General features: G+C 34.6%; 19 protein-coding genes, 1 pseudogene and 1 riboswitch. Of the genes and pseudogenes, 7 read left to right on the forward strand and 13 right to left on the reverse strand.

Annotated features, from left to right (window positions below; all coding sequences use genetic code 11):
• Window positions 1-33: 33 nt before the first annotated feature.
• Window positions 34-2,088 carry a sensor domain-containing protein gene (locus NST63_RS23015; protein ID WP_341043828.1) on the reverse strand — a complete coding sequence of 685 codons (2,055 nt, stop codon included), beginning with the start codon at window positions 2,086-2,088 and terminating at the stop codon, window positions 34-36.
• 274 nt (window positions 2,089-2,362) lie between these two features.
• On the opposite strand from NST63_RS23015, the gene NST63_RS23020 reads away from it, so the two are divergent.
• Window positions 2,363-3,556, forward strand: coding sequence for a nucleoside transporter C-terminal domain-containing protein (locus NST63_RS23020; protein ID WP_212943674.1), 1,194 nt, complete (start codon window positions 2,363-2,365; stop codon window positions 3,554-3,556).
• 265 nt (window positions 3,557-3,821) lie between these two features.
• Here the strand turns inward: NST63_RS23020 and NST63_RS23025 are convergent, their stop codons facing one another.
• The 6 genes from NST63_RS23025 to NST63_RS23050 form a co-directional block, all read right to left on the reverse strand.
• The gene (locus NST63_RS23025; RefSeq protein WP_341043830.1) at window positions 3,822-4,577 is read right to left on the reverse strand and encodes an amino acid ABC transporter ATP-binding protein; all 756 of its coding nucleotides are present in this window, start codon (window positions 4,575-4,577) and stop codon (window positions 3,822-3,824) included.
• Window positions 4,570-5,304, reverse strand: coding sequence for an amino acid ABC transporter permease (locus NST63_RS23030; protein ID WP_058003198.1), 735 nt, complete (start codon window positions 5,302-5,304; stop codon window positions 4,570-4,572). The genes NST63_RS23025 and NST63_RS23030 overlap by 8 nt, the downstream gene beginning before the upstream one ends.
• Before the next feature lie 12 nt (window positions 5,305-5,316).
• On the reverse strand, window positions 5,317-6,024 hold the full coding sequence (locus NST63_RS23035; protein WP_212943672.1) for an amino acid ABC transporter permease: 708 nt from the start codon (window positions 6,022-6,024) through the stop codon (window positions 5,317-5,319).
• A gap of 18 nt (window positions 6,025-6,042) precedes the next feature.
• Window positions 6,043-6,906, reverse strand: coding sequence for a transporter substrate-binding domain-containing protein (locus NST63_RS23040; protein WP_212943670.1), 864 nt, complete (start codon window positions 6,904-6,906; stop codon window positions 6,043-6,045).
• Window positions 6,907-7,055: 149 nt separating this feature from the next.
• Window positions 7,056-7,165: riboswitch (SAM riboswitch) on the reverse strand.
• Window positions 7,166-7,291: 126 nt separating this feature from the next.
• A complete protein-coding gene (locus NST63_RS23045) occupies window positions 7,292-9,421 on the reverse strand; it encodes a sensor domain-containing protein (RefSeq protein ID WP_212943668.1) in 2,130 nt (709 codons plus the stop codon).
• A 199-nt stretch (window positions 9,422-9,620) separates the two neighbouring features.
• A complete protein-coding gene (locus NST63_RS23050; protein WP_212943666.1) occupies window positions 9,621-9,917 on the reverse strand; it encodes a TFIIB-type zinc ribbon-containing protein in 297 nt (98 codons plus the stop codon).
• A gap of 497 nt (window positions 9,918-10,414) precedes the next feature.
• Between NST63_RS23050 and NST63_RS23055 the strand changes: the two genes are divergently transcribed.
• The gene (locus NST63_RS23055; protein WP_212943664.1) at window positions 10,415-11,497 is read left to right on the forward strand and encodes a branched-chain amino acid aminotransferase; all 1,083 of its coding nucleotides are present in this window, start codon (window positions 10,415-10,417) and stop codon (window positions 11,495-11,497) included.
• A gap of 157 nt (window positions 11,498-11,654) precedes the next feature.
• Window positions 11,655-12,483: pseudogene (locus NST63_RS23060) on the forward strand (thermonuclease family protein).
• 312 nt (window positions 12,484-12,795) lie between these two features.
• Here the strand turns inward: NST63_RS23060 and NST63_RS23070 are convergent.
• On the reverse strand, window positions 12,796-14,169 hold the full coding sequence (locus NST63_RS23070) for a sigma-54 interaction domain-containing protein (protein ID WP_212943662.1): 1,374 nt from the start codon (window positions 14,167-14,169) through the stop codon (window positions 12,796-12,798).
• A gap of 271 nt (window positions 14,170-14,440) precedes the next feature.
• Between NST63_RS23070 and ahlS the strand changes: the two genes are divergently transcribed.
• From ahlS to NST63_RS23090, 4 genes are all read left to right on the forward strand, one after another.
• The gene (ahlS, locus tag NST63_RS23075; protein ID WP_212943660.1) at window positions 14,441-15,289 is read left to right on the forward strand and encodes an AhlS family quorum-quenching N-acyl homoserine lactonase; all 849 of its coding nucleotides are present in this window, start codon (window positions 14,441-14,443) and stop codon (window positions 15,287-15,289) included.
• A gap of 35 nt (window positions 15,290-15,324) precedes the next feature.
• Window positions 15,325-16,449: a zinc-dependent alcohol dehydrogenase family protein gene (locus tag NST63_RS23080; protein WP_341043832.1), complete on the forward strand. Its 1,125-nt coding sequence runs from the start codon at window positions 15,325-15,327 to the stop codon at window positions 16,447-16,449.
• 180 nt (window positions 16,450-16,629) lie between these two features.
• Window positions 16,630-16,974, forward strand: a complete 345-nt coding sequence (locus NST63_RS23085; protein ID WP_212943656.1) for a GNAT family N-acetyltransferase — start codon at window positions 16,630-16,632, stop codon at window positions 16,972-16,974.
• A 262-nt stretch (window positions 16,975-17,236) separates the two neighbouring features.
• Window positions 17,237-17,704 (forward strand): low molecular weight protein-tyrosine-phosphatase, encoded by a 468-nt coding sequence (locus NST63_RS23090; protein ID WP_071976422.1) that lies wholly within the window; start codon window positions 17,237-17,239, stop codon window positions 17,702-17,704.
• 82 nt (window positions 17,705-17,786) lie between these two features.
• Here NST63_RS23090 and NST63_RS23095 read toward each other — a convergent pair whose 3' ends face one another.
• From NST63_RS23095 to NST63_RS23115, 5 genes are all read right to left on the reverse strand, one after another.
• Window positions 17,787-18,437: an HAD family hydrolase gene (locus NST63_RS23095; protein ID WP_212943655.1), complete on the reverse strand. Its 651-nt coding sequence runs from the start codon at window positions 18,435-18,437 to the stop codon at window positions 17,787-17,789.
• Window positions 18,438-18,648: 211 nt separating this feature from the next.
• The gene (locus NST63_RS23100) at window positions 18,649-19,659 is read right to left on the reverse strand and encodes an SIS domain-containing protein (RefSeq protein WP_212943654.1); all 1,011 of its coding nucleotides are present in this window, start codon (window positions 19,657-19,659) and stop codon (window positions 18,649-18,651) included.
• Between the two features lie 51 nt (window positions 19,660-19,710).
• Window positions 19,711-20,784 (reverse strand): SIS domain-containing protein, encoded by a 1,074-nt coding sequence (locus NST63_RS23105; RefSeq protein ID WP_212943653.1) that lies wholly within the window; start codon window positions 20,782-20,784, stop codon window positions 19,711-19,713.
• A gap of 36 nt (window positions 20,785-20,820) precedes the next feature.
• Window positions 20,821-21,675, reverse strand: a complete 855-nt coding sequence (locus NST63_RS23110; protein WP_373312630.1) for a PTS system mannose/fructose/sorbose family transporter subunit IID — start codon at window positions 21,673-21,675, stop codon at window positions 20,821-20,823.
• Window positions 21,653-22,438 (reverse strand): PTS mannose/fructose/sorbose/N-acetylgalactosamine transporter subunit IIC, encoded by a 786-nt coding sequence (locus NST63_RS23115; protein WP_071976426.1) that lies wholly within the window; start codon window positions 22,436-22,438, stop codon window positions 21,653-21,655. The genes NST63_RS23110 and NST63_RS23115 overlap by 23 nt, the downstream gene beginning before the upstream one ends.
• Window positions 22,439-22,463: the final 25 nt, after the last annotated feature.

Raw genomic sequence — 22,463 nt, forward strand, 5'->3', positions numbered from 1 at the left:
AGTCGGCTCTTCCTTCTGCTTAACGAATCATTTTTATATATTTTCATGAAAAATAAAATAGTCACTATAATTCGATTCTTTCGCACGGTATAATGCTTCATCGGCGAACTTAATTAAATTCTTTTTTTTCATCGTATGATCTGGATACAGAGCAATGCCAATTCCTGCACCTAAAAGAATTTGATGCTGTTTAAAAATTAATGGTTTTTCAAATGAATCTATAATTCGTTTAGCAATATCTTCTACAATATCAACAGAATCTATCTCTGGGAGAACTACTCCTATTTCATCCCCTCCAAATCTAGCAACGGTATCGGTTTCACGGACACATGCTTTGAGTCTCCTCGCCATTTCTATTAGTACTGCATCTCCAGCATCATGACCAAATGTATCGTTCACAAGTTTGAATTTCCGTCCATCAATCATCATAAGAGCCACTTTCTTATTTGAACGATTTGCATTACGAATTGCCATCTCTAGCCGATCATCAAAGGTACGTCGGTTCGGCAAATCAGTTAGATAATCGTAAAAGGCCATTTTTGCTAATTCATCACGATGCTTCTTTTTTTCAGTAACATCTCGAGCAACAGTTACTAACTGTATAACTTCTCCTTGTTCGATTATTGGGGTAGTCGTAATTTCCAACCATATATAATGCCCCTTCTTATGTCGTAATCGAATCTCTATAGATGTTGGTTTAGCGCCCTTTAGAAAGTCTTCAAATCTTTTCTTTATGATTGGAATATCATCAGGGTGAATATATTTCGTAAATAATTGACCAACGTACTCCAAACTGGGATAACCAAGAATTTTCTCATTCGATGGAGATACGTACTCTATCATTCCTTGTGGATTAATCATCTTAATGACATCAAATGCATTTTCAGTAATTAATCGAAATTTCTCCTCACTTGTTTGGAGTTCCTTTTGTGCTTTTTTAATTTCCGTAATATCTTTAGCAATTCCATGTACTCCTACTACGTGATTATCTACAATAATTGGAATATTGGTTACTAACACTTCTTTTGAGTATCCAAGCTTAGGTTTTAATTTGATTTCATAGTTTACTGCCTTTTTCTGTTCAATCGTTTGTTTAAAATGGAATAATGTTCTTTCCAGATCGTTCGAATCAACTAAAGGGATAAATGACGTTCCAATTAACTCATCAAATGAATAACCAGTTACCTTTTCAACTCCTAGGTTCCCACTTGTAAAATTCCCGTTAAGATCAAAAGAGAAAATAGCCTCAGGATGATTCTCAAATAAGGATTTGTACCTTTGCTCACTTTCTTTTAACCGTGTTTCTAATCGACTTTTCTCCGTAATATCTTGTGCAATTCCATAGACACCAACTACGATTCCATCAACAATAATTGGTACGTTTTTAACATTTAAATGAACCTTTTCCCCACTCTTTGTATAGATCCAAGTTTCATACTCTTCATTTCTACCACTCACAGCCTTTCTAAAATGGAGAGTGGTTTCTTCTAAATATTCTTCAACAATAAAGTTGGTAATTGATTTCCCAACAAGTTCATTTGTACGGAACCCTGTAATTTCCGTAATTACTTTATTAATACTAATAAAATTTCCTTGTAAATCCGACTCGTATATTGCATCACTATTATGCTCAACCAAGGAAGATAATCGTTTTTGACTCTTCTCTAGCTTTCTTTTTGTTTCTATGTTTTCTTGCTCTTTTCTTTTTCTTTCAGTAATATCTCTGACAATTCCTATAATATATCTTACTTGTCCATTTTGGATTAATGGATTAAGAGATGTTTCTCCTATCATTTCTCCCTCAGATGTTACAATCTTCTGGATAAATTCTATTGATTTTCTTGTTAAAATCACCTTATTGTAATAAGAAATCATCCTAGAAGCGTGCTCTTTCGGAACAATCTCTTCCACCCTTTTACCTACAATATTTTTTCCCGATTGAAGAACCTTAGAAGTTGAATGGTTAGCATATACATAGCGAAAAGAAGTTCCATCTGACTCTATAATAAAAATTAAATCGGTGATCGAATCAAATATAGTAAAGAAAGTTTGTACATTAGAGCCTACATCTTCTAAGAAACGTTCCATAAGCCGTTCCTCTCTTTCCTCATATCACAACAATTATGAACTTTTCATATGTTTTTACCTATAATATAAGTTTTCATAGATCATACGCAACTTCGATATCATTAGTAATATTAACCAAATAGCGCAGTTTGTCATACATTTTCCCCATTATTACAGATAATTATAAAGGGGTTTTAGGAACTAGAGATTTTTATCCCTTCCTTGTTATCTTTAATAAATTACATGTATGAATAGGGTCTATTATTATGGGGACAATAGGTGTTGGAGTGATGATATGTTTTTCATAATAAATGTACTCGGCATACTCGTTGTCGGCTTTCTCATCTATCTATGTTCACCAGTAAAGCAACAAATCAATTGGCGATCGATCATTAGCTTGTTAATCGTTGAATTGCTCATTACATGGTTTATGTTAGGAACCACTGTAGGATCATGGGTAATAGATCAAATTGCCTCCTTCTTCTCATGGTTAGTTTCTTGTGCAAATGAGGGAATTTCTTTCGCCTTTCCTTCTGTAATGAAAAACGAGACAGTCGATTTCTTCTTCAGTGCACTAATGCCTATTATCTTCATTGTTACCTTTTTTGATATTCTTACGTATTTAGGGATTATGAAATGGATCATAGATAAGGTTGGATGGGGGATATCAAAGGTTTCTGGTCTACCGAAGCTTGAAAGCTTTTTCTCCATTCAAATGATGTTTTTAGGAAATACAGAAGCATTAGCCGTTATTCGAGAACAGTTAATGGTTCTTAAAGGAAAGAGATTATTAACATTTGGAATCATGAGTATGAGTAGTATTAGTGGATCAATTATAGGTGCTTATTTATCAATGGTTCCTGCAGAATATGTATTTGCTGCAATTCCTTTAAATTGTTTAAACGCACTTTTACTTGCAAGTATGTTAAATCCTGTTGTTGTGAGTAAAGAGGAAAATATTGTGTATGTCCCGCCAAAGAAAGATCGAAAAGACTTTTTCTCAACCATTTCAAATAGTATGCTTGTTGGAATGCGGATGGTCATTGTTATTGTGGCAATGGTCATTGGCTACGTAGCGCTCACCTCTTGCTTAAATGGAATTCTAGGTTTCTTTATCCATGGTCTAACAATTCAAAGGATTTTTGGATTTATTTTCAGTCCTTTTGCATTTCTACTTGGATTAGGAAGTCAAGACGCGATGTATGTTGCGTCTTTAATGGGCATCAAAATCTCTACAAATGAATTTGTAGCAATGATGGATCTAAAAAACCATCTCAAAAATATGGCGCCCCATACGATAGCAGTTTCGGTTACTTTCTTAACGTCTTTTGCTAATTTTAGTACAGTAGGTATGATTTATGGAACCTACAACTCTATTTTCGGTGAAGAGAGCTCCGAAATTATTGGCAAAAATGTATGGAAGCTATTAGTAAGCGGGATTGGAGTATCCTTACTTAGTGCAATGATTGTTGGTCTATTTGTTTGGTAATACCCCCATCCCAATTGTTCTTGATTTGTCTATTTAATGGTTTCGTTCGTTTGTTACATTTGAAAAAGCCCCCTACCGTCGTTTTTTTCATGTAACATGGTTCATGTTTGCAGTTCGTTTATCAGTGAATTAAAAAGAATTCTCGTTCTTAAACTCTTTTTATACGTTAATACATTTACCTAAATAACAACAATGCTAAGCATTAGAAATGGGTTGTCTATAAGAGGACAAATTTATCCTCTTACTAGAAAACCCTGTTCTTTTCTCAAATATAATAAATATATTCCTTCGGTAGGACTCGTTTTAAGAACTGTTGTGTCCTTTCTTCCTTAGGTTGTGTAAAAATTTCCTTCGGTGTCCCCTCCTCTACTACCGCACCTTCATCCATAAATACAACACGATTAGCTACATCCTGTGCAAATGACATTTCATGTGTAACTACCAACATTGTCGTTCCTTCATTGGCAATCTTCTTCATGATGTTTAAAACCTCACCAACCAGCTCAGGATCAAGAGCTGAAGTAGGTTCATCAAATAAGATAATCTCTGGATTCAACGCGATCGCTCTTGCAATACCTACTCTTTGTTGTTGCCCACCTGACAATTCATTTGGATAAGCATTATATTTATCCGATAATCCAACCTTATCCAAAGATTTCTTTGCAATTTCAATTGCTTTTTCTTTTATCATTTTCCTTCCAATAATTAAACCTTCTGTTACATTCTCTAATGCTGTTTTATTATTAAAAAGATTATAATTTTGAAAAACAAACGCAACCTTTTGCCTGACCTCATGAATTTGTTTTTTAGTAGCTGCTTTAAGATTTACATTCATATTCCCAAAAACAGCCTGACCTTGATCGGCCCTTTCAAGAAAATTAATGCATCTTAACAATGTCGTTTTACCAGATCCGCTAGGACCAAGAATAACAACAACATCTCCTTTACTTATGCTCAAATTTACCCCTTTTAATACTTCACTTTTCCCAAATGTTTTATGCACATTCTTAATTTCAAGCATACTGTTGCCCCCCTTTTGCTGTAGTTGTTTTATAGGAGCTAAGTTTTCTTTCAAATAGCTTGAACCCATATTCCGTTAAGCTACAAATAATCAAATACACGAGAAAAATATCAATATAGGCCTCAACATAGTTATATCCTACATTTGCCGCTACCTTTGCCTTTAAAGTAATTTCAGGTAAGGACATAGCATAGCCTAAGGAAGTTGCTTTTATCAGATTTACCGTAGCGGTGCAAATATTTGGCAATGCCACCACTAATGCTTGTGGAATAATAATTCTTCGATAGGCTTGAACATTCGTTAATCCGACAGATTGGGCAGCTTCTAATTGTCCTTTACTTACTGTTATTAATGAGGAACGAAATATTTCAATTAAGATGGCAATCGTATTTAGAGAAAATACAATAAATGCATACCATATCGGATTCACCTCATAAACATTTTTATCTATATGGAGCTTAGAGAATAATGATGATATTACTAAAGGTACGCTGTTATAGATAATAAATATCTGAACGATTACAGGTGTTCCACGAACAAATGAAACATATATTCTCGAAAATTGACTTAAAATTGGGATGCGATTAATTCTTGTTAATGCCAATAAAAAACCAAATGGTGAGGCGACTATTAATGCGACAATCGTTATAATTAAGGCAGTGGGTACGCCTGATAAAGCAACAAAAAACGTATCGACTAAAAACTCAAGATTAAAGCTACCCTGCACTCGCGTTCCTCCTTATGTTGATTTCAATGATTGTTTTCCTTTACTAAATCCCTTTTCAAATTTTAAAAATACTTGTTCGATCACAATAGAAATAATCCAATAGATGATCGATAATGCCAAATAGATCTCTAAAGCATGTGCATTATAATTACTTGCAATAATGAGATTGGCTTTCCCCATTACATCTATTAGGCCGATCGTATATGCTAAAGAGCCTTCTTTAATTAACTCCAATAGACTGTTTCCAAAGTTTGGAATAGCTACTACAAATGCCTGTGGAAAGACAATTCTTCTATATGCCTGAAAAGGACTTAATCCCACACTAACAGCAGCCTCGAATTGCCCTTTATCCACAGATTCATACGCACTCCTTATTACTTCAGACATAAATGCGCCAAACTGAAGAGAAAAAGTAATTACTACAAAAACAATTTTGTCTACATTACTAGTCTGAACTGAAAATTTTTCTAATAGTGCTGGAACCCCATAATAGACTAGAAATAACAAAACAATCGATGGCGTACATCTTAAGGCAGTGGTGTAGCCATTAGCAATTTTTCTAGCAATTTTACCTTTTCCTATTTTTCCTATCGCCAAAATAAACCCTAGAATGGTTCCAAACATTACCGATAAGCCAGTAACAATAAATGTTACTTTTAGAAAAGGAAGCAGCATTGGGATGGATTTGAATATATAAGATGCATCAAAGTATTTTTCCATTATCCCCCTCCATTTTCCCTACTTTTTCGCTTGATCTAATACTTCAAATAAATCTCTTCCGTAAAATTTCTTACTTAACTCATTCGTTTCTTTTTTTTCTTGCAGTTGTTTGATCGCTTGGTCATATGCATCCGCAAATTCCTGCTCTTTTTTATTAAATAGTGGCCAGGTTTTTATTACGGCGAATTCATTATAGACAACATCATTAACTAAATGATGATAAGGACCATTTTTCTCCTCTACCTGTTTTTTAAAAGGACCCTCAATCATTACTCCACCATCTACACGTCCTTCATTCACCCATTGAACAACATCAACCGAAAAGGTTTCTCCTGCCTTGAGCTTAATTTTATTATCTGGGTGTGACTGATTATATTCATCAATAACTGTATACTGAGCATTATTTGCGGCAATCGGTGCGAGGGTGTATCCCGCAGAAGCAAAGTCTTCTAAACTTTTAATCTCCTTATTTTCTTTCTTTAATACAAGTCCTGTACTACTCAGTCCAAGAAATTCTTTAGGATAAATAAATTTCTTTGTCCTTTCTTCGGTCCAGAATGCATTTTTTACTCCAACCTGAAATTTCCCTTGTTCCACCCCTAATAGTAAATCATCACTCGTTGTACCTACATACTCAAATTCATATTCAGGTAAGAGTTTATCGACTAATTTCATTACCTCTACATCATACCCAGTTGGATTCCCATTCTCATCTATGTATGAAATAGGCTTGGAGGATTGATCAAAAGCTACTTTCACCTTACGAATCTTCGTTCCATTTTCATCGGTTGATGAATGATTTGCTGATGTTGTACAGCCTGCCAATAACATAACGAATGCAAAACAACTAATAATGCTAACTACCTTCCTTTTGTTCTCCATGAAAAAAATCCCCTCTCTTTACATTTTTCTGTACCTTAGCCAACAAAAAGGATATCATCTTCAACTACCCACTTTTTCATCACCCCTAAAAATCGAAAAACCTTTCTTCTACCGAAAAGAAGAAAGGCTCAAAATACTTGAACAATCTCCTCTTATCTTTCAGAACCTATTTGCTCTGCTGGAATTAGCACCGTTTAATCAAGGAGATTAAGGTTGCCGGGTATCATAGGGCCAGTCCCTCCACCGCTCTAGATAAGAAAAAACTAAATTATATATTCCTATAAGAAAACTTGGAATTACTTAAAATTTAATATATCCAGTATTCTGACTATTGTCAAGTATAAAAAAAAGGAGTATAAACTCCTTTCATCCCTAATCATCGATTTTAATGGATCCCCTTACTCATAAATGATTCAAACTGCTCAGTCTTTAAAGGCTTACTATATAAATACCCTTGTACTTCATCACATTGAAACGATTGTAGAATCTGAAATTGTTCAACTGTTTCAATTCCTTCTGCAACAACCTTCATCCTTAGCCCATGTGCTAATTCAATAATTGCCTTTGTTAGGGCAGCATCTTGAGAGTCCAAATGAATATTTTGTATTAACGAACGATCAATCTTAACATATTCAAATTGAAATTGTTTCAAATAGGTAATAGAAGCATATCCTGTACCAAAATCATCTAAAGAGAATGTAATCCCTCTTTCTTTAAAATCTTTTATCGAATCATAGACTATCTTTTCATTTTGCATAATAATTCTTTCAGTGATTTCAAATTCAAGCAAGTTTGGACTAACCCCAGTATCTTGCAAAATTTGCATTACACCTATACTCCAGTTTCTTTTCAAGAAACTTTTCGGTGAAATATTAATTGAAACAGGGACGACCGGTATGGATTGAACTTGCCAATGTCTTATTTGTTCACATACATATCGAATAACCCAGTCTCCAATGTCTACAATTAAGCCTGATTCTTCAGCAAAAGGAATAAATTCTCCTGGAAGGACAAGTCCTCGTTCTGGATGCTCCCAACGTATTAATGCCTCAGCACTGACCATTTTATTTGTTTTAACATCAATTCTAGGTTGAAAATCAACCCTAAACTCATTGTTAGTTAATGCTCTTCTTACATCCTTATCAAAGAATGTAGATTTATTTGGACACTTCATTATTGATTGGGAATATATAACATAATTATCCTTCCCAAGATCCTTTGCTCGATAAAGAGCACTATCTGTATTTTTTAGCAAAGTCCATGCATCCTTACCATCTAAAGGATATTGACAAATCCCTACACTTGCAGAAACATACAGCTCATAATCATTTATAGTAAACGGTTCTTTTATTCCTTTAATAATTTGTTCCCCTACTTGATTTAAATCATAAATATACTTGTTATTTCTTAACAAAATGGCAAATTCATCTCCACCGATTCTAGCAACCAATTCTTTATCAGGTATCATTTCAACTAATCGGTGTCCGATCTGTATCAATAGTTCATGGCCAATATCATGGTTTAAAGAGTCATTAATGTATTTGAATCGATCCATATCCAGAAAAATAATGGCAAATGATTGATTTTTTTCCTGTGAATCCTCAATCAATGATTGCAATACTTCATCAAACATTCTTCTATTCGGTAAATCCGTCAAATAATCATGATAGGCAAAATAAGCAATTTGCTCCTCATTGCTTTTTTGTTCTGTTATGTCCGAAATAATTCCATCCAGTCTTGTAATGTCTCCCTTTTCGTTTATAAAAGGAATCGTTTGATCCTGCAGCCAACGAATCGAACCATTCTTATGAATGATTCTGTACTGATGATGAATGGATTTCCCTTTCTTTAACTCACTTTGCTTCTCAAAATAAATGGAATGATCTTGCTCATAAATAATATCCTTCCATAGAAAGGAATTGGTCATCATCTCCTCAGAAGAATAACCTGTAATATTATAAAGTCCTTCAGAAACAAATAATATTTTTTTAGTCTTAAGATCTTGTGACCAAATACATACTTCTAAATTATTGCAAATTTTTTTAAACTGCTCTTCATTTTCTTTGAGCTTCTTTTCAATTCCCTTACTTTTCGTTATATCTTTAGCAATACCAAATATAGCAACAATCTTTTTGTGTTTAATAATAGGAATTAAATTAATATTTACTTCAATGGCAGACCCATTTTTATGTAGTAAGGCAATGTCATAATTTTCAGGTCTACCATTGCATGCTTGTTGAAAGTAATAGATGGAATGATCTAATGATTCTGGTGCTACATACTTTTTAAACGAACCACTTATTTCACTATTATCATATCCAAACATTGAGGGGACCTTATTATTAAATGATAGAACATTCCCTGTTAAATCTAATGTAAATACAAGATCAGGGTGATGATCTAAAATGGCCTGGTATGCTTGATTAAAACTAGTCAAATGATCATCTTGTTCATACTTTTTTATCTCTACTGAATCCATTATTCCTTTATTTGCCTCTTTACCATCGGAACCCATGATATTCCCCTCCACTACCTTGGATAAATTAAACTGTCTGAATTTGTCGAAAAAAGGAATATTTTCATGTTATTATTTCACTTTTTATAATCGTAGTCAATGGTTAGGAAATTAATACCTATAACCAGCATATATATACATTTGATAATGAATTGGTTTAATAAAAAGTGCCTCCCCATCTAAGGAGAGACACCTCTAATTAGTCAAATAAATCACCAAGAATATCCATCATCGATTTTTTCTTTTTATGTTTCGGTGGATAGGAATGATTGTTATATTTTTTATCATATTCTTTGGAATAGTGTTTTTCCTGGTAGGATCTTTCTTCTGATGGATAAGACTGATAATATTGCTGATCATCTTTCAAGCCCTGTGTAATTTTTTCTAATTCTCCTCGATCTAACCAAACACCTTTACAATTAGGACAAATATCAATTAATACATTTTCCTTTTCTACTTCTTTCATACTTACATTATCACAAACAGGACATTTCAATGATATTCCCTCCACTCGATATGATTTATGTTATATGTCAATTGTAACATAATGAATATTTCATTTTTCGTTATGTATATTCCTATTATTCACAATTTTGTTAACAAAACTAGACAGTTCATTTAGATCATATAGTGAGATTTGTCTAGGGTCTTATTAGGTAGTTTATTAATTGTAAGCGCCTGAGGTGTTTCGAAAGACACCTCAGGTAAATTTGAAGCAACCATAGTAAAAGTTTCAGTTAGCAATAATTTCCTATCGGTCTAACAAGATGTTGTATCTAAAAAATTGGTGGTATACTTTAAATCAATTTGAACCTGGTGACAAGATTATTTTTCGAATGAATGCTGCTTATTCTTTTTGTTATTCTTACCTAATTCTCCCCTCTTCTTTTTTGAGGGGGAGTATTTTTATTTACTAAATAAAATTGATTTATTAGAAAATTGGTGGAATAATAAAACTTAAAAATAAATTTTATAGATAAAGAGGGACTAAAAATGAGAGATTATTCAATTACTATCATCGAAAATCAAGAAAAAAAACAAAAGCCTGATCCTAATCAACTTGAATTTGGAAAACACTTTACAGACCATATGTTCTTAATGGATTATACAGAAGGAACAGGATGGCATGATCCCCGAATTGTACCTTATCAGCCTATCTCCTTAGATCCTGCTGCTATGATTTTCCACTATGGACAAACCGTATTCGAAGGGCTTAAAGCATATAAAACACAAGATAACAGGGTGCTTTTATTTAGACCTGAAAAAAACATGGAAAGATTGAATATGTCGAATGATCGCTTATGTATACCACAAATTGAAGAAGAATTTATTTTAGATTGCTTAAAACAATTAATTAGTATGGATCAAGATTGGATTCCATCAGCTGAGGGAACTTCCCTATATATCCGTCCTTTTATCATCTCAACAGAACCATATTTAGGAGTAGCCGCATCAAAAACCTATCGATTAATGATTATCCTTTCCCCTGTCGGATCTTACTATAAGGAAGGAATTCATCCAGTAAAGATATTTGTAGAGCGTGAATATGTTCGTGCTGTTGCTGGTGGTACAGGAAAGGCGAAAACTGCAGGAAATTACGCAGGGAGTCTGAAAGCACAGGAAGTATCAGAAAAACTAGGCTATTCACAGGTTCTTTGGTTGGATGGAATTGAGAAAAAGTACATTGAAGAAGTAGGAAGTATGAACATCTTCTTTAAAATCAATGGAGAAGTAGTCACACCAGCCTTAAATGGCAGTATCCTAGAAGGCGTTACAAGAAACTCAGTCATTCAACTTTTAAATCACTGGGGTATTCCTGTTACTGAGCGCAGGATATCTATTGATGAAATTTATGAAAGCTACAAAAAAGGGTTAGTTGAGGAAATCTTCGGAACAGGTACAGCTGCAGTTATTTCTCCTGTTGGGGAATTGAATTGGGAAGGTGAAAAAATGGTGATTAACGATGGGCAGACTGGATCATTATCAAAAAAGCTTTATCATACAATCACTAGTATTCAAAATGGTAATGAGCCAGATCCATTCGAATGGACAGTTGAAGTAAAACCAAATTGTTAAAACAGTTCCTTACCTATTTATTGTATAATAGGCCTCGTGAGTCTTTTTAATATTGACATCGGTAAGACTCCTTTTTATCAGCCCAGATAAAATGCAAATTTTATAAAAGGAGATCAAGATTTTGAATAAGCGGAAATTTGGAGGAATTGGCTTTGTTATCGCTGTAATTCTTGTTGTTTTAGTCTATAAAGGGGGTTTCAATACCCCTGAAAAAGTCACAAATAGTGTACAGGTGGAAAAGACACAAGAAGATCAAAATAAACAAGATGATAATAACGCTAATGAGCAAAAAAATGAATCCCAGGGTACTTCTGACAATCAACGTGTCGCGGTACAATTAACACGAGCTGTAGATGGAGACACAATAAAAGTGCTTTATAAGGGGAAAGAGGAAACGGTTCGCTATTTATTAATAGATACACCCGAATCGAAAAAACCAGGAACTTGTGTTCAACCATATGCAAAAAGTGCTTCCGAAAAAAACGAACAATTAGTTTCGAGTGGAGATTTATCTCTAGAATTTGATAATGGAAATGAAAGAGATAAATACGGGCGCCTACTAGCCTATGTTTTTGTTGATGGAAAATCGGTTCAAGAAACTTTATTAAAAGAAGGCTATGCTCGGGTCGCATACATTTATGAACCAACGTATAAATATCTTGATCAATTTAAACAAGATGAAAAAATTGCACAAGAGCATGATTTACGGATATGGTCTAATAAAGGACTCGTAACAGATAAAGGATTTAATGGTTGTGCTACTGATGTAAAAAAAATCAAGTACTAATCAGACTTCCATACCAACTGAGTCAAAAAACGAAGCACCAAAAGTAACTACATCACCTAAATCTGGAACAGGTAATACGGAGTTTTTTCCTAACTGTACGGAATTAAGAAAAAAATATCCAGATGGAGTACCAAGTACACACCCTGCTTACCAAGCAAAAATGGATCGTGATCATGATAATTATGCATGTGAAAAATAAAGAATAGCCGCTTCTTTTGATTAGGGACTTTTCTCAAACATTGTGGCTATTTAAGGTAAGTTTTAACAACTAACTATCGGTTGATGACAGCTACATCTTTCATTTCACTGTGAAAAGAGCAGCATACTCCTATAATGTCGCTAAATCCTTTAGTGGTGTAAAAGCCGGAAGTTGGGCTTTTACTAAAAGCAAAAAACTATACAAAAACAGCCTTTGATTAAGGTGTTTAGAACCAGATGATAACGAACAGTATTTGATACTGTTCGTTATCTATGCATTTCAAAATTCGAGTAAAAGTCTAAACATTCTTTTTTAACCGTTTCCTCCCCACTTATGTAACTTTTTCAATAGTGTTGTATGGTGCACGCCCAATTCCTTAGCAGCTTTTCTAACTGATTGGTTTCGCTTAAGGGATTTTTCTATTATCATTTTTTCATAGTTTTCCACCTGCTCTTTTAAAGTACGAGACGAAGTGTTATGAGATATTTGATATATATGTCTAGGTAAGTTTTCAGGTTTGATGATAATTTCTGGAATAGAGACGATTAGGCTTTCTATCACATTCTTTAATTCTCTTATATTACCCGGCCAGTGGTATGTAAGAAGAATTTGCTTTGTCTCTTCTAACAATTCCTTCTCAACTCTATATTGCTCCTTAAAACTATGGAAAAAGTGATCCAATAACATATCAACATCCTCTAGTCTAGCTCTTAATGGAGGGACTTCCATTTGAACCACTGCTAATCGATAGAAAAGATCCTCTCTAAACTCCCCTGCTTGCATTTTTTGTTCTATATTTTGATTCGTGGCTGAAATTATACGCACATCTATTGTCTTTATTTGTGTACTTCCAATTCGTTGAACTTGTTTATCTTGTAAAACTCTTAATAGCTTTACCTGTAATGATAAGGGCATTTCACCAATTTCATCCAGCATAAATGTTCCACCATCGGCCAGCTCTAACAATCCCATCTTTCCTTCTCTCTTTGAACCAGTAAATGCTCCCTCTACATAACCAAAAAGTTCTGATTCTAATAACGACTCAGGTATAGCAGCACAATTCACCTTTATAAACGGCTTTTTCCGGCGATCACTCATATAATGAATCAAATTAGCCACCTCTTCCTTTCCAGCTCCAGAAGGTCCAGTTATGAAAATACTAGTTGGGAAAGGGGCAACTTGTTCAACTTTACGAACTAAATCTTTCATTATATTACTTTTAAAGAGAAATTGTGACTGTTGATTTCCTAAATGATCATATGTAAATCGATAATTATTTAGTTTTGAAATATGTTCATGACGCTCCAGATGATTTTTCAAATAATTTAAATTGGTTATATCACGTACACTTGTAACAACCATCTCAATATTTCCATTCCTATTCCAAACTGGCCGACCGGTAACAATTACATCCTTCTTTCCACCAAGCTTTTGCATAATAGACAAGGATTCCTTCTTTTCAAGCACCATTAAAGATACGGACTGGCTAATATAACCTTCTCGAATTAAATCCCCCATATATCTACCAAGAAGATCTCTTCGATCAAAACCGGATAATTCCTCGTATGCAGCGTTAACAAAAAGGGTAATCCCATCTTTATTGACAACATAGACTCCATCAGAAATAAACTCTAATATTGTCTTAACTTTATCGTTCAACAAATAACACTTATCTTGTTCTAGCATATTTCGTTCACTCCTTAAAGGTGGTGAAATATTTCTACTTGAGAAAGAAAAATGTAACCGCTCTCCAAAGAGAGTATATACATTATCATAGCATGTCTATGTGAATTTTTTAACCATACATAACTTTCCGACTAGTCTGTCATCTACTCTGAATTTGGCATATTTCTTGCATACTAAACAAGAAGAAAGGAGGAAGCATTATTAAAAATTGTATCATTTGTGGAATATACTGATTAACTATACAAAAAAGGACAAGAAAGAGGGATGAAAAATGACAAACATAATTAAGCCACGTCCAAAGCTATTTGTTATGGATAATGGAAGAATGCGAATGGATAAGAATTATATGGTTGCCATGCACAATCCAGCATCTATCGATCATCCAAATCAACCCGCAACATTTGTAGAATTTCCAATATATACAGTTTTAATCGATCATCCTGAAGGAAAAATTTTATTCGATACTTCATGTAACCCGAAGTCTATGGGTGAAAAAGGACGCTGGGAGGAAATTACCCAAAAAACATTTCCATGGGAAGCAAACGAAGAATGTTATTTACACAATCGTCTTGAACAATTAAATGTTCGTCCCGAAGATATTAAATTTGTTGTAGCCTCTCATTTACATTTAGATCATGCAGGTTGTCTTGAAATGTTTACAAATGCAAAAATCATTGTTCATGAGGATGAGCTAAATGGAACACTTCGTTCCTATGCTAATCATGATAAGAGTGGTGCATATATTTGGGCTGATATCGATGCGTGGATAAAAAACCACTTGCAATGGAAAACCATAGGAAGGAATGAAGATAGTCTCGAACTTGTAGAAGGTGTAAAAATTTTAAACTTTGGTAGCGGTCATGCTTGGGGACTCCTCGGACTACAAATTGATATGCCTGAATCAGGAGGTATTATTCTAGCTTCTGATGCGGTTTATTCTGCAGAGAATTATGGTCCTCCTATTAAAATACCAGGAATTATCTATGACTCTTTAGGCTATGTAAAAGCTGTAGAAAAAATTAAACGGATCGCGAAGGAAACAAATTCCCAAGTGTGGTTTGGTCATGATTCAAAGCAATTTGAACAATTCATTAAATCAACGCAAGGATACTATGAATAATGGAAACACGATAAATAAATGGAGGAGAGTTCATCATGAAAGTAAAATCTGCTGTACTCCATAAAATGGGTGCAACTACGCCTTACACGGAAAGCAAACCACTAATTATTCAGGAATTGGAGCTTGATAATCCAGGACGCGGAGAAGTTTTGATAGAAATTAAGGCTGCTGGATTATGTCATTCAGATTTGTCTGTTATAAATGGAAGTCGCCCCCGCCCTGTACCGATGGCATTAGGTCATGAAGCAGTTGGAGTCATTGTAGAATTAGGTGAGGATGTAACCGATTTAAATGTAGGAGACCATGTTGTATGTATCTTCGTTGCTACATGTGGACATTGCTCATCTTGTCAGGAAGGGAGGCCAGCTCTTTGTGAAAATGGTGCAAAAGCTAATAATGATGGCACTCTTTTAGGTGGAGAAAAAAGATTGCATGATGGGGAACAATACATTCATCATCACCTAGGTGTTTCAGCCTTTTCAAATTTTGTTGTAACCTCAAGAAATTCTTTAGTTAAAATTGATCCTTCAATTCCATTTGAAAAAGCTGCACTCTTTGGATGCGCAGTAATGACAGGAGTCGGAGCCGTTGTCAATACCGCACATTTAAAAATGGGAAGCTCGGTTGCAATAGTTGGTCTTGGCGGTATCGGTCTAAGCGCATTACTTGGATCAATTGCAGCTGGAGCACGTGAGATTATTGCTGTCGATATTAATCCAGATAAATTATCCTTTGCTCAACAACTAGGTGCTACTCATATTTTCAATTCTACACAAGAAGATGTTATTGATCAGATAAAACATGCAACCAATGGTGGAGTAGAATTTGCCTTCGAAACAGCAGGAGCAGTTCCAGCCATGAAGGTTGCTTACAATATTACACGACGTGGAGGTACAACGATAACCACCGGGCTTCCACATCATGAACATGAATTTTCCTTTCCACAAGCTTCTCTAACTGCTGAAGAAAGGATATTGAAGGGCTCGTATTTAGGAAGCTGTGTTCCTTCCCGTGATATACCAAGATTTATCGAGATGTACAAACAAGGACGCCTTCCAGTAGATCGCCTATTAAGTGATGTTATTCCGTTAGAAGAAATAAATGAGGGGTTTGATCGACTGGCTAACGGAAGTGTTAATCGTATTGTTGTGAAACCTTGATTATTATTTAAAGACACCATTTTTATCACCGTAAAGATGTGTGAAATATGAATTGAAGGAAAACTATACTGGGCCATGACTAAAGATAGGTTCAAATTCAGCACTCATCTTTAGTCATAGTCCCGCTTTTTTTCAAACTCACTCATAAGATGCTATCAAAAACGCGAAAGGGTGTTCAGTATGGATGTTAACGTACTGAGCACGGAAAAACATGAAGTAAAGCAATTATTCAATATACAGAAAGAAGCTTTTCAAGAGGACTCTAATAAATATCAAGATTATGAAACACGCCCAGTTACTGAAGCATATGAGGATTTTCTTTACAAAATTAATCATACTCAGCACTATACCATCTATTATAATAATCAAATAATAGGTGGATTAAATATTATAAAAATATCACCTTGGCATTGTCGAGTCTACCAATTTTCCCTAAAGCCTTCCTTTCAAAATAAAGGCTATGGAACCGAAATCATTAAACTAATCGAGAAGCTACATGAAGGTACCACTGTTTGGAGTCTCTAGATACCAAAGGCTAACCAAAGAAATTGTCACTTGTATGAGAAATTAGGTTACAAAAAAAATAACTGAACATATAGTTAATAATCAACTTACTCTATTTAATTATTTGAAGATAAACTAAAGAAAATTGATGTCCTCAATCCTACCACCCTTATTGACAAAATGGGTCTTCTCCCTTCACTTTATAATCGCAAAAGCTTCATCTAAAAACATTCGCACTAATTTTTCTATTCTTATATAATAAACTAAAAAGGAGATGGGCTATATGGTTCACGTCTTATTTGTTTGCTTAGGCAATATTTGTCGTTCTCCAATGGCAGAGGCTGTATTTCGACATATGGTTAATAAGGCACAGTTGACTGATAAAATTATGATTGATTCTGCAGGGACTGGATCCTGGCATATAGGAGATAGCCCCCACCAAGGGACACTTACTATTCTTAAAGAAAATAACATTTCAGCTGAGGGACTTTTCGGACGTCAATTAAAAAAAGAGGATTTCGAAAGATTTGATTACATTATTGGAATGGACGAAAGTAATCTATCAAATATATATACGATGTTAAATCAGCCTAAGCATCCAAAAATCATTCGTCTACTTGATTTAACTGAGCTAAAAAAAGATGTTCCTGATCCATATTATACTGGCAATTTCGAGGAAACCTATGAACTAATAACAGAAGGTTGCCAAGCATTACTGAAGAAAATCCTTCAAGAACAAAATTTAATATAATAAAAAGTCGAAGGGTTATCTGATAAATATATCATACTTATCAAATAACCCTTGTTTTATGGAGCAAGATTATCCGTCTTATTTATTCAATGTAGGATACTACTAGTGATAAGTCCTTAACAATTGAAAATGCTTTTTGTTTCATTTCTTCATTTGGTTGAATCAGATCTGGAACGATAATACACTTAATATTTGCACCATGAGCTGCTTTTAGTCCATTCAATGAATCTTCTAAAACTAAGGCTGAATCTGGTTTTTCATTAGCACGGTTACAAGCTTCAATAAAAATATCAGGATGAGGCTTACCAAATTCTACTTCATCCCCACTTACAAAGAAGTCAAATCTTGATTCCAATCCAGTTTTAATTAAATGTTGTTGAATCGTTTCCCTACTGCTGGATGAAGCGATACATTTTTTTAACCCTTTTTGCTCAATCGCATCTAGTAATTCCTTAGCTCCCGGCTTAATAGCTAATCCTTCTGACTCGAGTATTCTTTTAAACGTTTCATTGTAATCATCAGAAATTCTATGAAACTGAAAATCTTTACCGTATATTTCTTGTAAAACGATATTACTTTTAGGTCCAGAAAGTCCAATCATTTGCCGATAATTTTCTATAGTAAACTGATATCCTTGTTTTTTCATTACCTCTTTCATTGCAAGAAATGAGGGGCGTTCTGTATCAAATAATAAACCATCCATATCAAAAATTACTAACCGAATTGGCTTCATTTCACTACCACCCTTTCGTTAATTACTTTCTTATCTTCTTGTGTACATCAAAAGAATGTTCCACATACAACTCAATCATAACTTTTCCTATTTTTAAATGGTATGATTAGCTCTAATTACCAAAGGACTTTCTCATTCAATAATACTACTCATTAAAAAATACTTATAAAAATAAGGCAGAGAATATGACACTCTGCCTTATATTACCATATTAGTAATCAAACTGACGATAGTAACGACGTATATCTAAATCATGACCAGTATATTTTTCATAATAGCGGGATAATCGATCAACTAAAAGAGTGGATGAAATTGTCGGTGCTAAAATCCAACGAAACTCATCATCTATCCCATTTAATTCATAATCTTTCGTATCAATAACAACTAGCTTTTTCGTATATTGTTGACAAAACTTTTCCACACGATCATCTAGTATTCTACGCTTCCCTTCCCCTTTTACTAAAAATACTGGGACATCCTCTTCCACTAATTCAAGTGTCCCATGGAAGAATTCTGATGATGATACTGCTTTCGTACGCACCCATTGCATTTCTTCTAATATACACATGGAGAATAGGTACACCTCTCCCCACATCTCACCATCGCCAATCCAAATATTATAGTTTTCTTTATGATAAGTTTTGGCAATTTCGTCTGCAATCGGTTCAAACTTTTCTTTTGCGCGAAGCAGGTTTTCTGGAAGCTTTTCAAGCTGATCAGCAAATTTTTGATAAGCAGGAAATTGTCCTTTATTATGAACTAATTTAAAGAGTAGCATGAACAATTGCATATATTCGAATTCCACACCATTTTTAGCCTTATTTGGAATAACCCAGTGACTCGCCTTTTCTAGTGGAGTATTTGGCGTACCTACAAGTGATACAACACGATAACCTTGCTCTTTACACCATTCTGCCGCTGCTACTGTTTCTTTTGTATCACCGGATTTTGAGGCCATAACCACGATGGAATCCTTCGTTAATTGCTTATGTCCAGTTAAAATAATTTCTCCTGCCTGTTCTGAAAAGACAGGAATATCTGTCATTTGCTTTAACATTTCCTGAATTGGCCACATAAGCGATATAGAACCACCTACAGAAATAAAAAAGATGTTTTTAAAGCCCTGTTGAGTAATTTCATCTGCAACCTTTTCAATTTCATCACGTGTTTCATAAGTAAGTCGTGCATTTTCTAAATATACATTTTCATCAAATTTAAGCATCATCATTCTCCTAACCTTTTTAGTTTATTATTTTAATTGATTAGTATTTATTTAAATCTTACTTTTTAACACTTTATCAAAGTCATCAAAGATTCTAATTCCTAGATCGATTCCTTTTCCAGTTGCAATTCGGTAAGATAACAGTTGAAACGGAATCACCATCACAAGTGGACTCATAAATTCGTTAACTTCCAAGTCTAGTGCTAATGTTTTTTCATCACTTTTTTGTTTTAAGCTAGTGATGGTAAAACAATGATCTGTATATGCTTGGAAATATTGCTTTAATTTACTGGCTCTTTCCGAAAGTTTACTTTCGGTTTGAAGAAAAATTAAGCCATGATTGGAATTAACCTCTAAATATGGGCCGTGCATATAGGCTTCTAATTCGAATCCCTGCGAGGGCACTCTTACCGTTTCAGTGAATTTTGTTTCAAATTCTTTGGCAGTCCCTACAGTAGGTCCATAGCCTATTGCTGAAAAACGTTGAACTTCATGTAATTCAGCTGCATGCTTTTTATAAAATTCTTCTGTTTTCTCAATTATAGAAGGAATTTCTTTGATTTGTTTTTTTAAAGTTTGAATCTCGTTGTCCATCGCCAATTCATCTAATCTACCTAGTACATTTCCAGTGGCAATTCCTAAGAGCATGGAGGTTAACACAGTAGCAGTAAACCCCTTCGTTACAAAACCTACATGTTCCGTCCCGCAGCCAATATCAAGAACCAAATCTGCATAATTTACAATTGGACTATCTAATTGTGATGTTAAAGCTACCGTTGGAATTTTTGCCTCTTTTTGTACCTTTTTTAAAGCTTCAATGGTTGAATAACTATGACCACTTTGTGAAACAGCAATGACAAAATCAATAGAATCCTTAAGAGTTTCGTAGTGTATAAAATTAAATGGCTCTTGAATTTCTATCGATATTCCAGCAACTTTTTCTATATAGTATTTTGCACTTAGCATGGCATTTGAACTTGATCCCGTTGCAAGTACTAGCCAGTTTTTAGGTCTGCTTTTTTCTATTAGCTGTCTAACAGCCTTTGTTTTTTCTTGAAAACTTGCTACAATTGCCTCACATACGTCCTTCTCTTCATGAATATAAGTCATCATTGTTTCCTTCATGCAAAATACTCCTTTCCTCCATATACTTATATATAATTAGGCTCCGAAAACCCCAATCCATGCTCCTAATATCCCAACAATAGCTATACCTAAGAGTATGGTTGTAGCTTTTACTTCCTTACCTAACAGCCAATAAATGATACCAAATGCACACAATGGCAATAGTCCCGGCATAATATTATTTAATATATCTTGAACACCAGAGGCCCCCTCACCACTGCCAATTTTTAAAGGTACATGGATACTGATCATTGAAGCACTCATACCTCCAATAACCATTAACCCAAGAACGGCAGCTCCGAATGTTAAACTTCCCATTGCGCCACTTTTTTGAAGACGTTGCAGAAAGCCTGTTCCCATCTTATAGCCGAAGCCTGTTAAAAGGTACCGAACGATGAGATGAGGAATATTAAAAATAAGTAAAAACAAAATGGGGCCAAGAATACTCCCCTGTAACGCAAGGGAAGTACCTACACCTGTTGCGATTAGGCGCAAAGTTCCCCAAAAGAATGAATCTCCTAGACCAGCAAGTGGTCCCATTAATGATGCCTTCACATTATTAATAGTGGATGGATCAAAATTTTTATCTTTAGCATTTTGTTCTTCCATCGCTGCAGATACACCTAGCATCATCGTTACAATATGAGGTGTCGTATTAAAAAACTCTAAATGACGCATTAATGCATTCGATAAGTCTTCTTTTTTCTTATACAATTTTTTTAAAATTGGAATCATCGCATACGTATACGCTAAGTTCATTTGTCGTTCGTAGTTCCAAGAAAATTCCATTTGAAAGGAACGCCAAAATAAGCGGCGAAGATCCTTTTTTGTTAATTCTGGACTATCTGTCGTATCTTGATGTTCATAATCAGAAGTCTTCATCATCGTCATAATTTACCCCTCCCCCTTCATTTGTAGCCACTTGAGGCTTTTTAGTATTCATGACATTTACCATAATGACAGCAATTATAGCCCCTAATATCGCAATACCTGTGACAGGTACACCTAAGTAAGCAGCAATGATAAACCCTAGGAAGAAATATGGAACCACTTGTTTATTAATCAATAATCTTGCTAACATCGCAAAACCTAATGCTGGAAGAATACCAGTAGCGACTTGAAGCCCCGTTTGAATAAATGCAGGAATAGCATCTAGCACTTGTTTAATAGCATCACTACCTACATAAAATGAGATGGTAACAATTAAAGCAAGCATGAAAGAAAGTCCAAAGCCACCAATTAAATGCATGGCTTCCACACCACGCGTATTCCCATTTTCGGCATACTTATCAGCTTTATGTGATAGAAATGGCAAGAAAAGACCTAAATAAATATTTTTTAATACAAGTGTTAACGTGGCAATCGGCAATCCTAATAGTAAGGCTGTTTCAGGCCCTGCATTAGAGGAAATAGCAAATGCCGTACCCAATATTCCTCCTGTGACAACATCGGGGGGAATGGCCGCCCCAACAGAAAATGAACCTATAAATGCCAACTCTAATGTTGCACCCATAATGAGACCCGTTTTAATATCCCCCATAACAAGTCCAATTAGTAACCCTGTTACGACTGGTCGGGATAATAAACTTGTCCCTAAGGCATATTCGCTTTGAGCAATAAAAGCTACAAGACCGAGTAATAATGCAGTAAGCATATCTCAACCTCCTTTAGAAGATTCA

Source organism: Heyndrickxia sp. FSL W8-0496, assembly GCF_038007825.1.
In the GTDB taxonomy this organism is placed as follows: Bacteria; Bacillota; Bacilli; order Bacillales; family Bacillaceae_C; genus Heyndrickxia; species Heyndrickxia oleronia.

Coding starts and splice junctions, on each gene's coding strand:
- NST63_RS23025 (WP_341043830.1), bottom strand. CDS start 4,577: ATGCTTGAAATTAAGAATGTGCATAAAACATTTGGGAAAAGTGAAGTA.
- NST63_RS23040 (WP_212943670.1), bottom strand. CDS start 6,906: ATGGAGAACAAAAGGAAGGTAGTTAGCATTATTAGTTGTTTTGCATTC.
- NST63_RS23015 (WP_341043828.1), bottom strand. CDS start 2,088: ATGGAACGTTTCTTAGAAGATGTAGGCTCTAATGTACAAACTTTCTTT.
- NST63_RS23100 (WP_212943654.1), bottom strand. CDS start 19,659: ATGCTTAAATTTGATGAAAATGTATATTTAGAAAATGCACGACTTACT.
- NST63_RS23035 (WP_212943672.1), bottom strand. CDS start 6,024: ATGGAAAAATACTTTGATGCATCTTATATATTCAAATCCATCCCAATG.
- NST63_RS23070 (WP_212943662.1), bottom strand. CDS start 14,169: ATGCTAGAACAAGATAAGTGTTATTTGTTGAACGATAAAGTTAAGACA.
- NST63_RS23045 (WP_212943668.1), bottom strand. CDS start 9,421: ATGGGTTCCGATGGTAAAGAGGCAAATAAAGGAATAATGGATTCAGTA.
- NST63_RS23115 (WP_071976426.1), bottom strand. CDS start 22,438: ATGCTTACTGCATTATTACTCGGTCTTGTAGCTTTTATTGCTCAAAGC.
- NST63_RS23095 (WP_212943655.1), bottom strand. CDS start 18,437: ATGAAGCCAATTCGGTTAGTAATTTTTGATATGGATGGTTTATTATTT.
- NST63_RS23110 (WP_373312630.1), bottom strand. CDS start 21,675: ATGACGATGATGAAGACTTCTGATTATGAACATCAAGATACGACAGAT.
- NST63_RS23055 (WP_212943664.1), top strand. CDS start 10,415: ATGAGAGATTATTCAATTACTATCATCGAAAATCAAGAAAAAAAACAA.
- NST63_RS23105 (WP_212943653.1), bottom strand. CDS start 20,784: ATGAAGGAAACAATGATGACTTATATTCATGAAGAGAAGGACGTATGT.
- ahlS (WP_212943660.1), top strand. CDS start 14,441: ATGACAAACATAATTAAGCCACGTCCAAAGCTATTTGTTATGGATAAT.
- NST63_RS23090 (WP_071976422.1), top strand. CDS start 17,237: ATGGTTCACGTCTTATTTGTTTGCTTAGGCAATATTTGTCGTTCTCCA.
- NST63_RS23085 (WP_212943656.1), top strand. CDS start 16,630: ATGGATGTTAACGTACTGAGCACGGAAAAACATGAAGTAAAGCAATTA.
- NST63_RS23020 (WP_212943674.1), top strand. CDS start 2,363: ATGTTTTTCATAATAAATGTACTCGGCATACTCGTTGTCGGCTTTCTC.
- NST63_RS23080 (WP_341043832.1), top strand. CDS start 15,325: ATGAAAGTAAAATCTGCTGTACTCCATAAAATGGGTGCAACTACGCCT.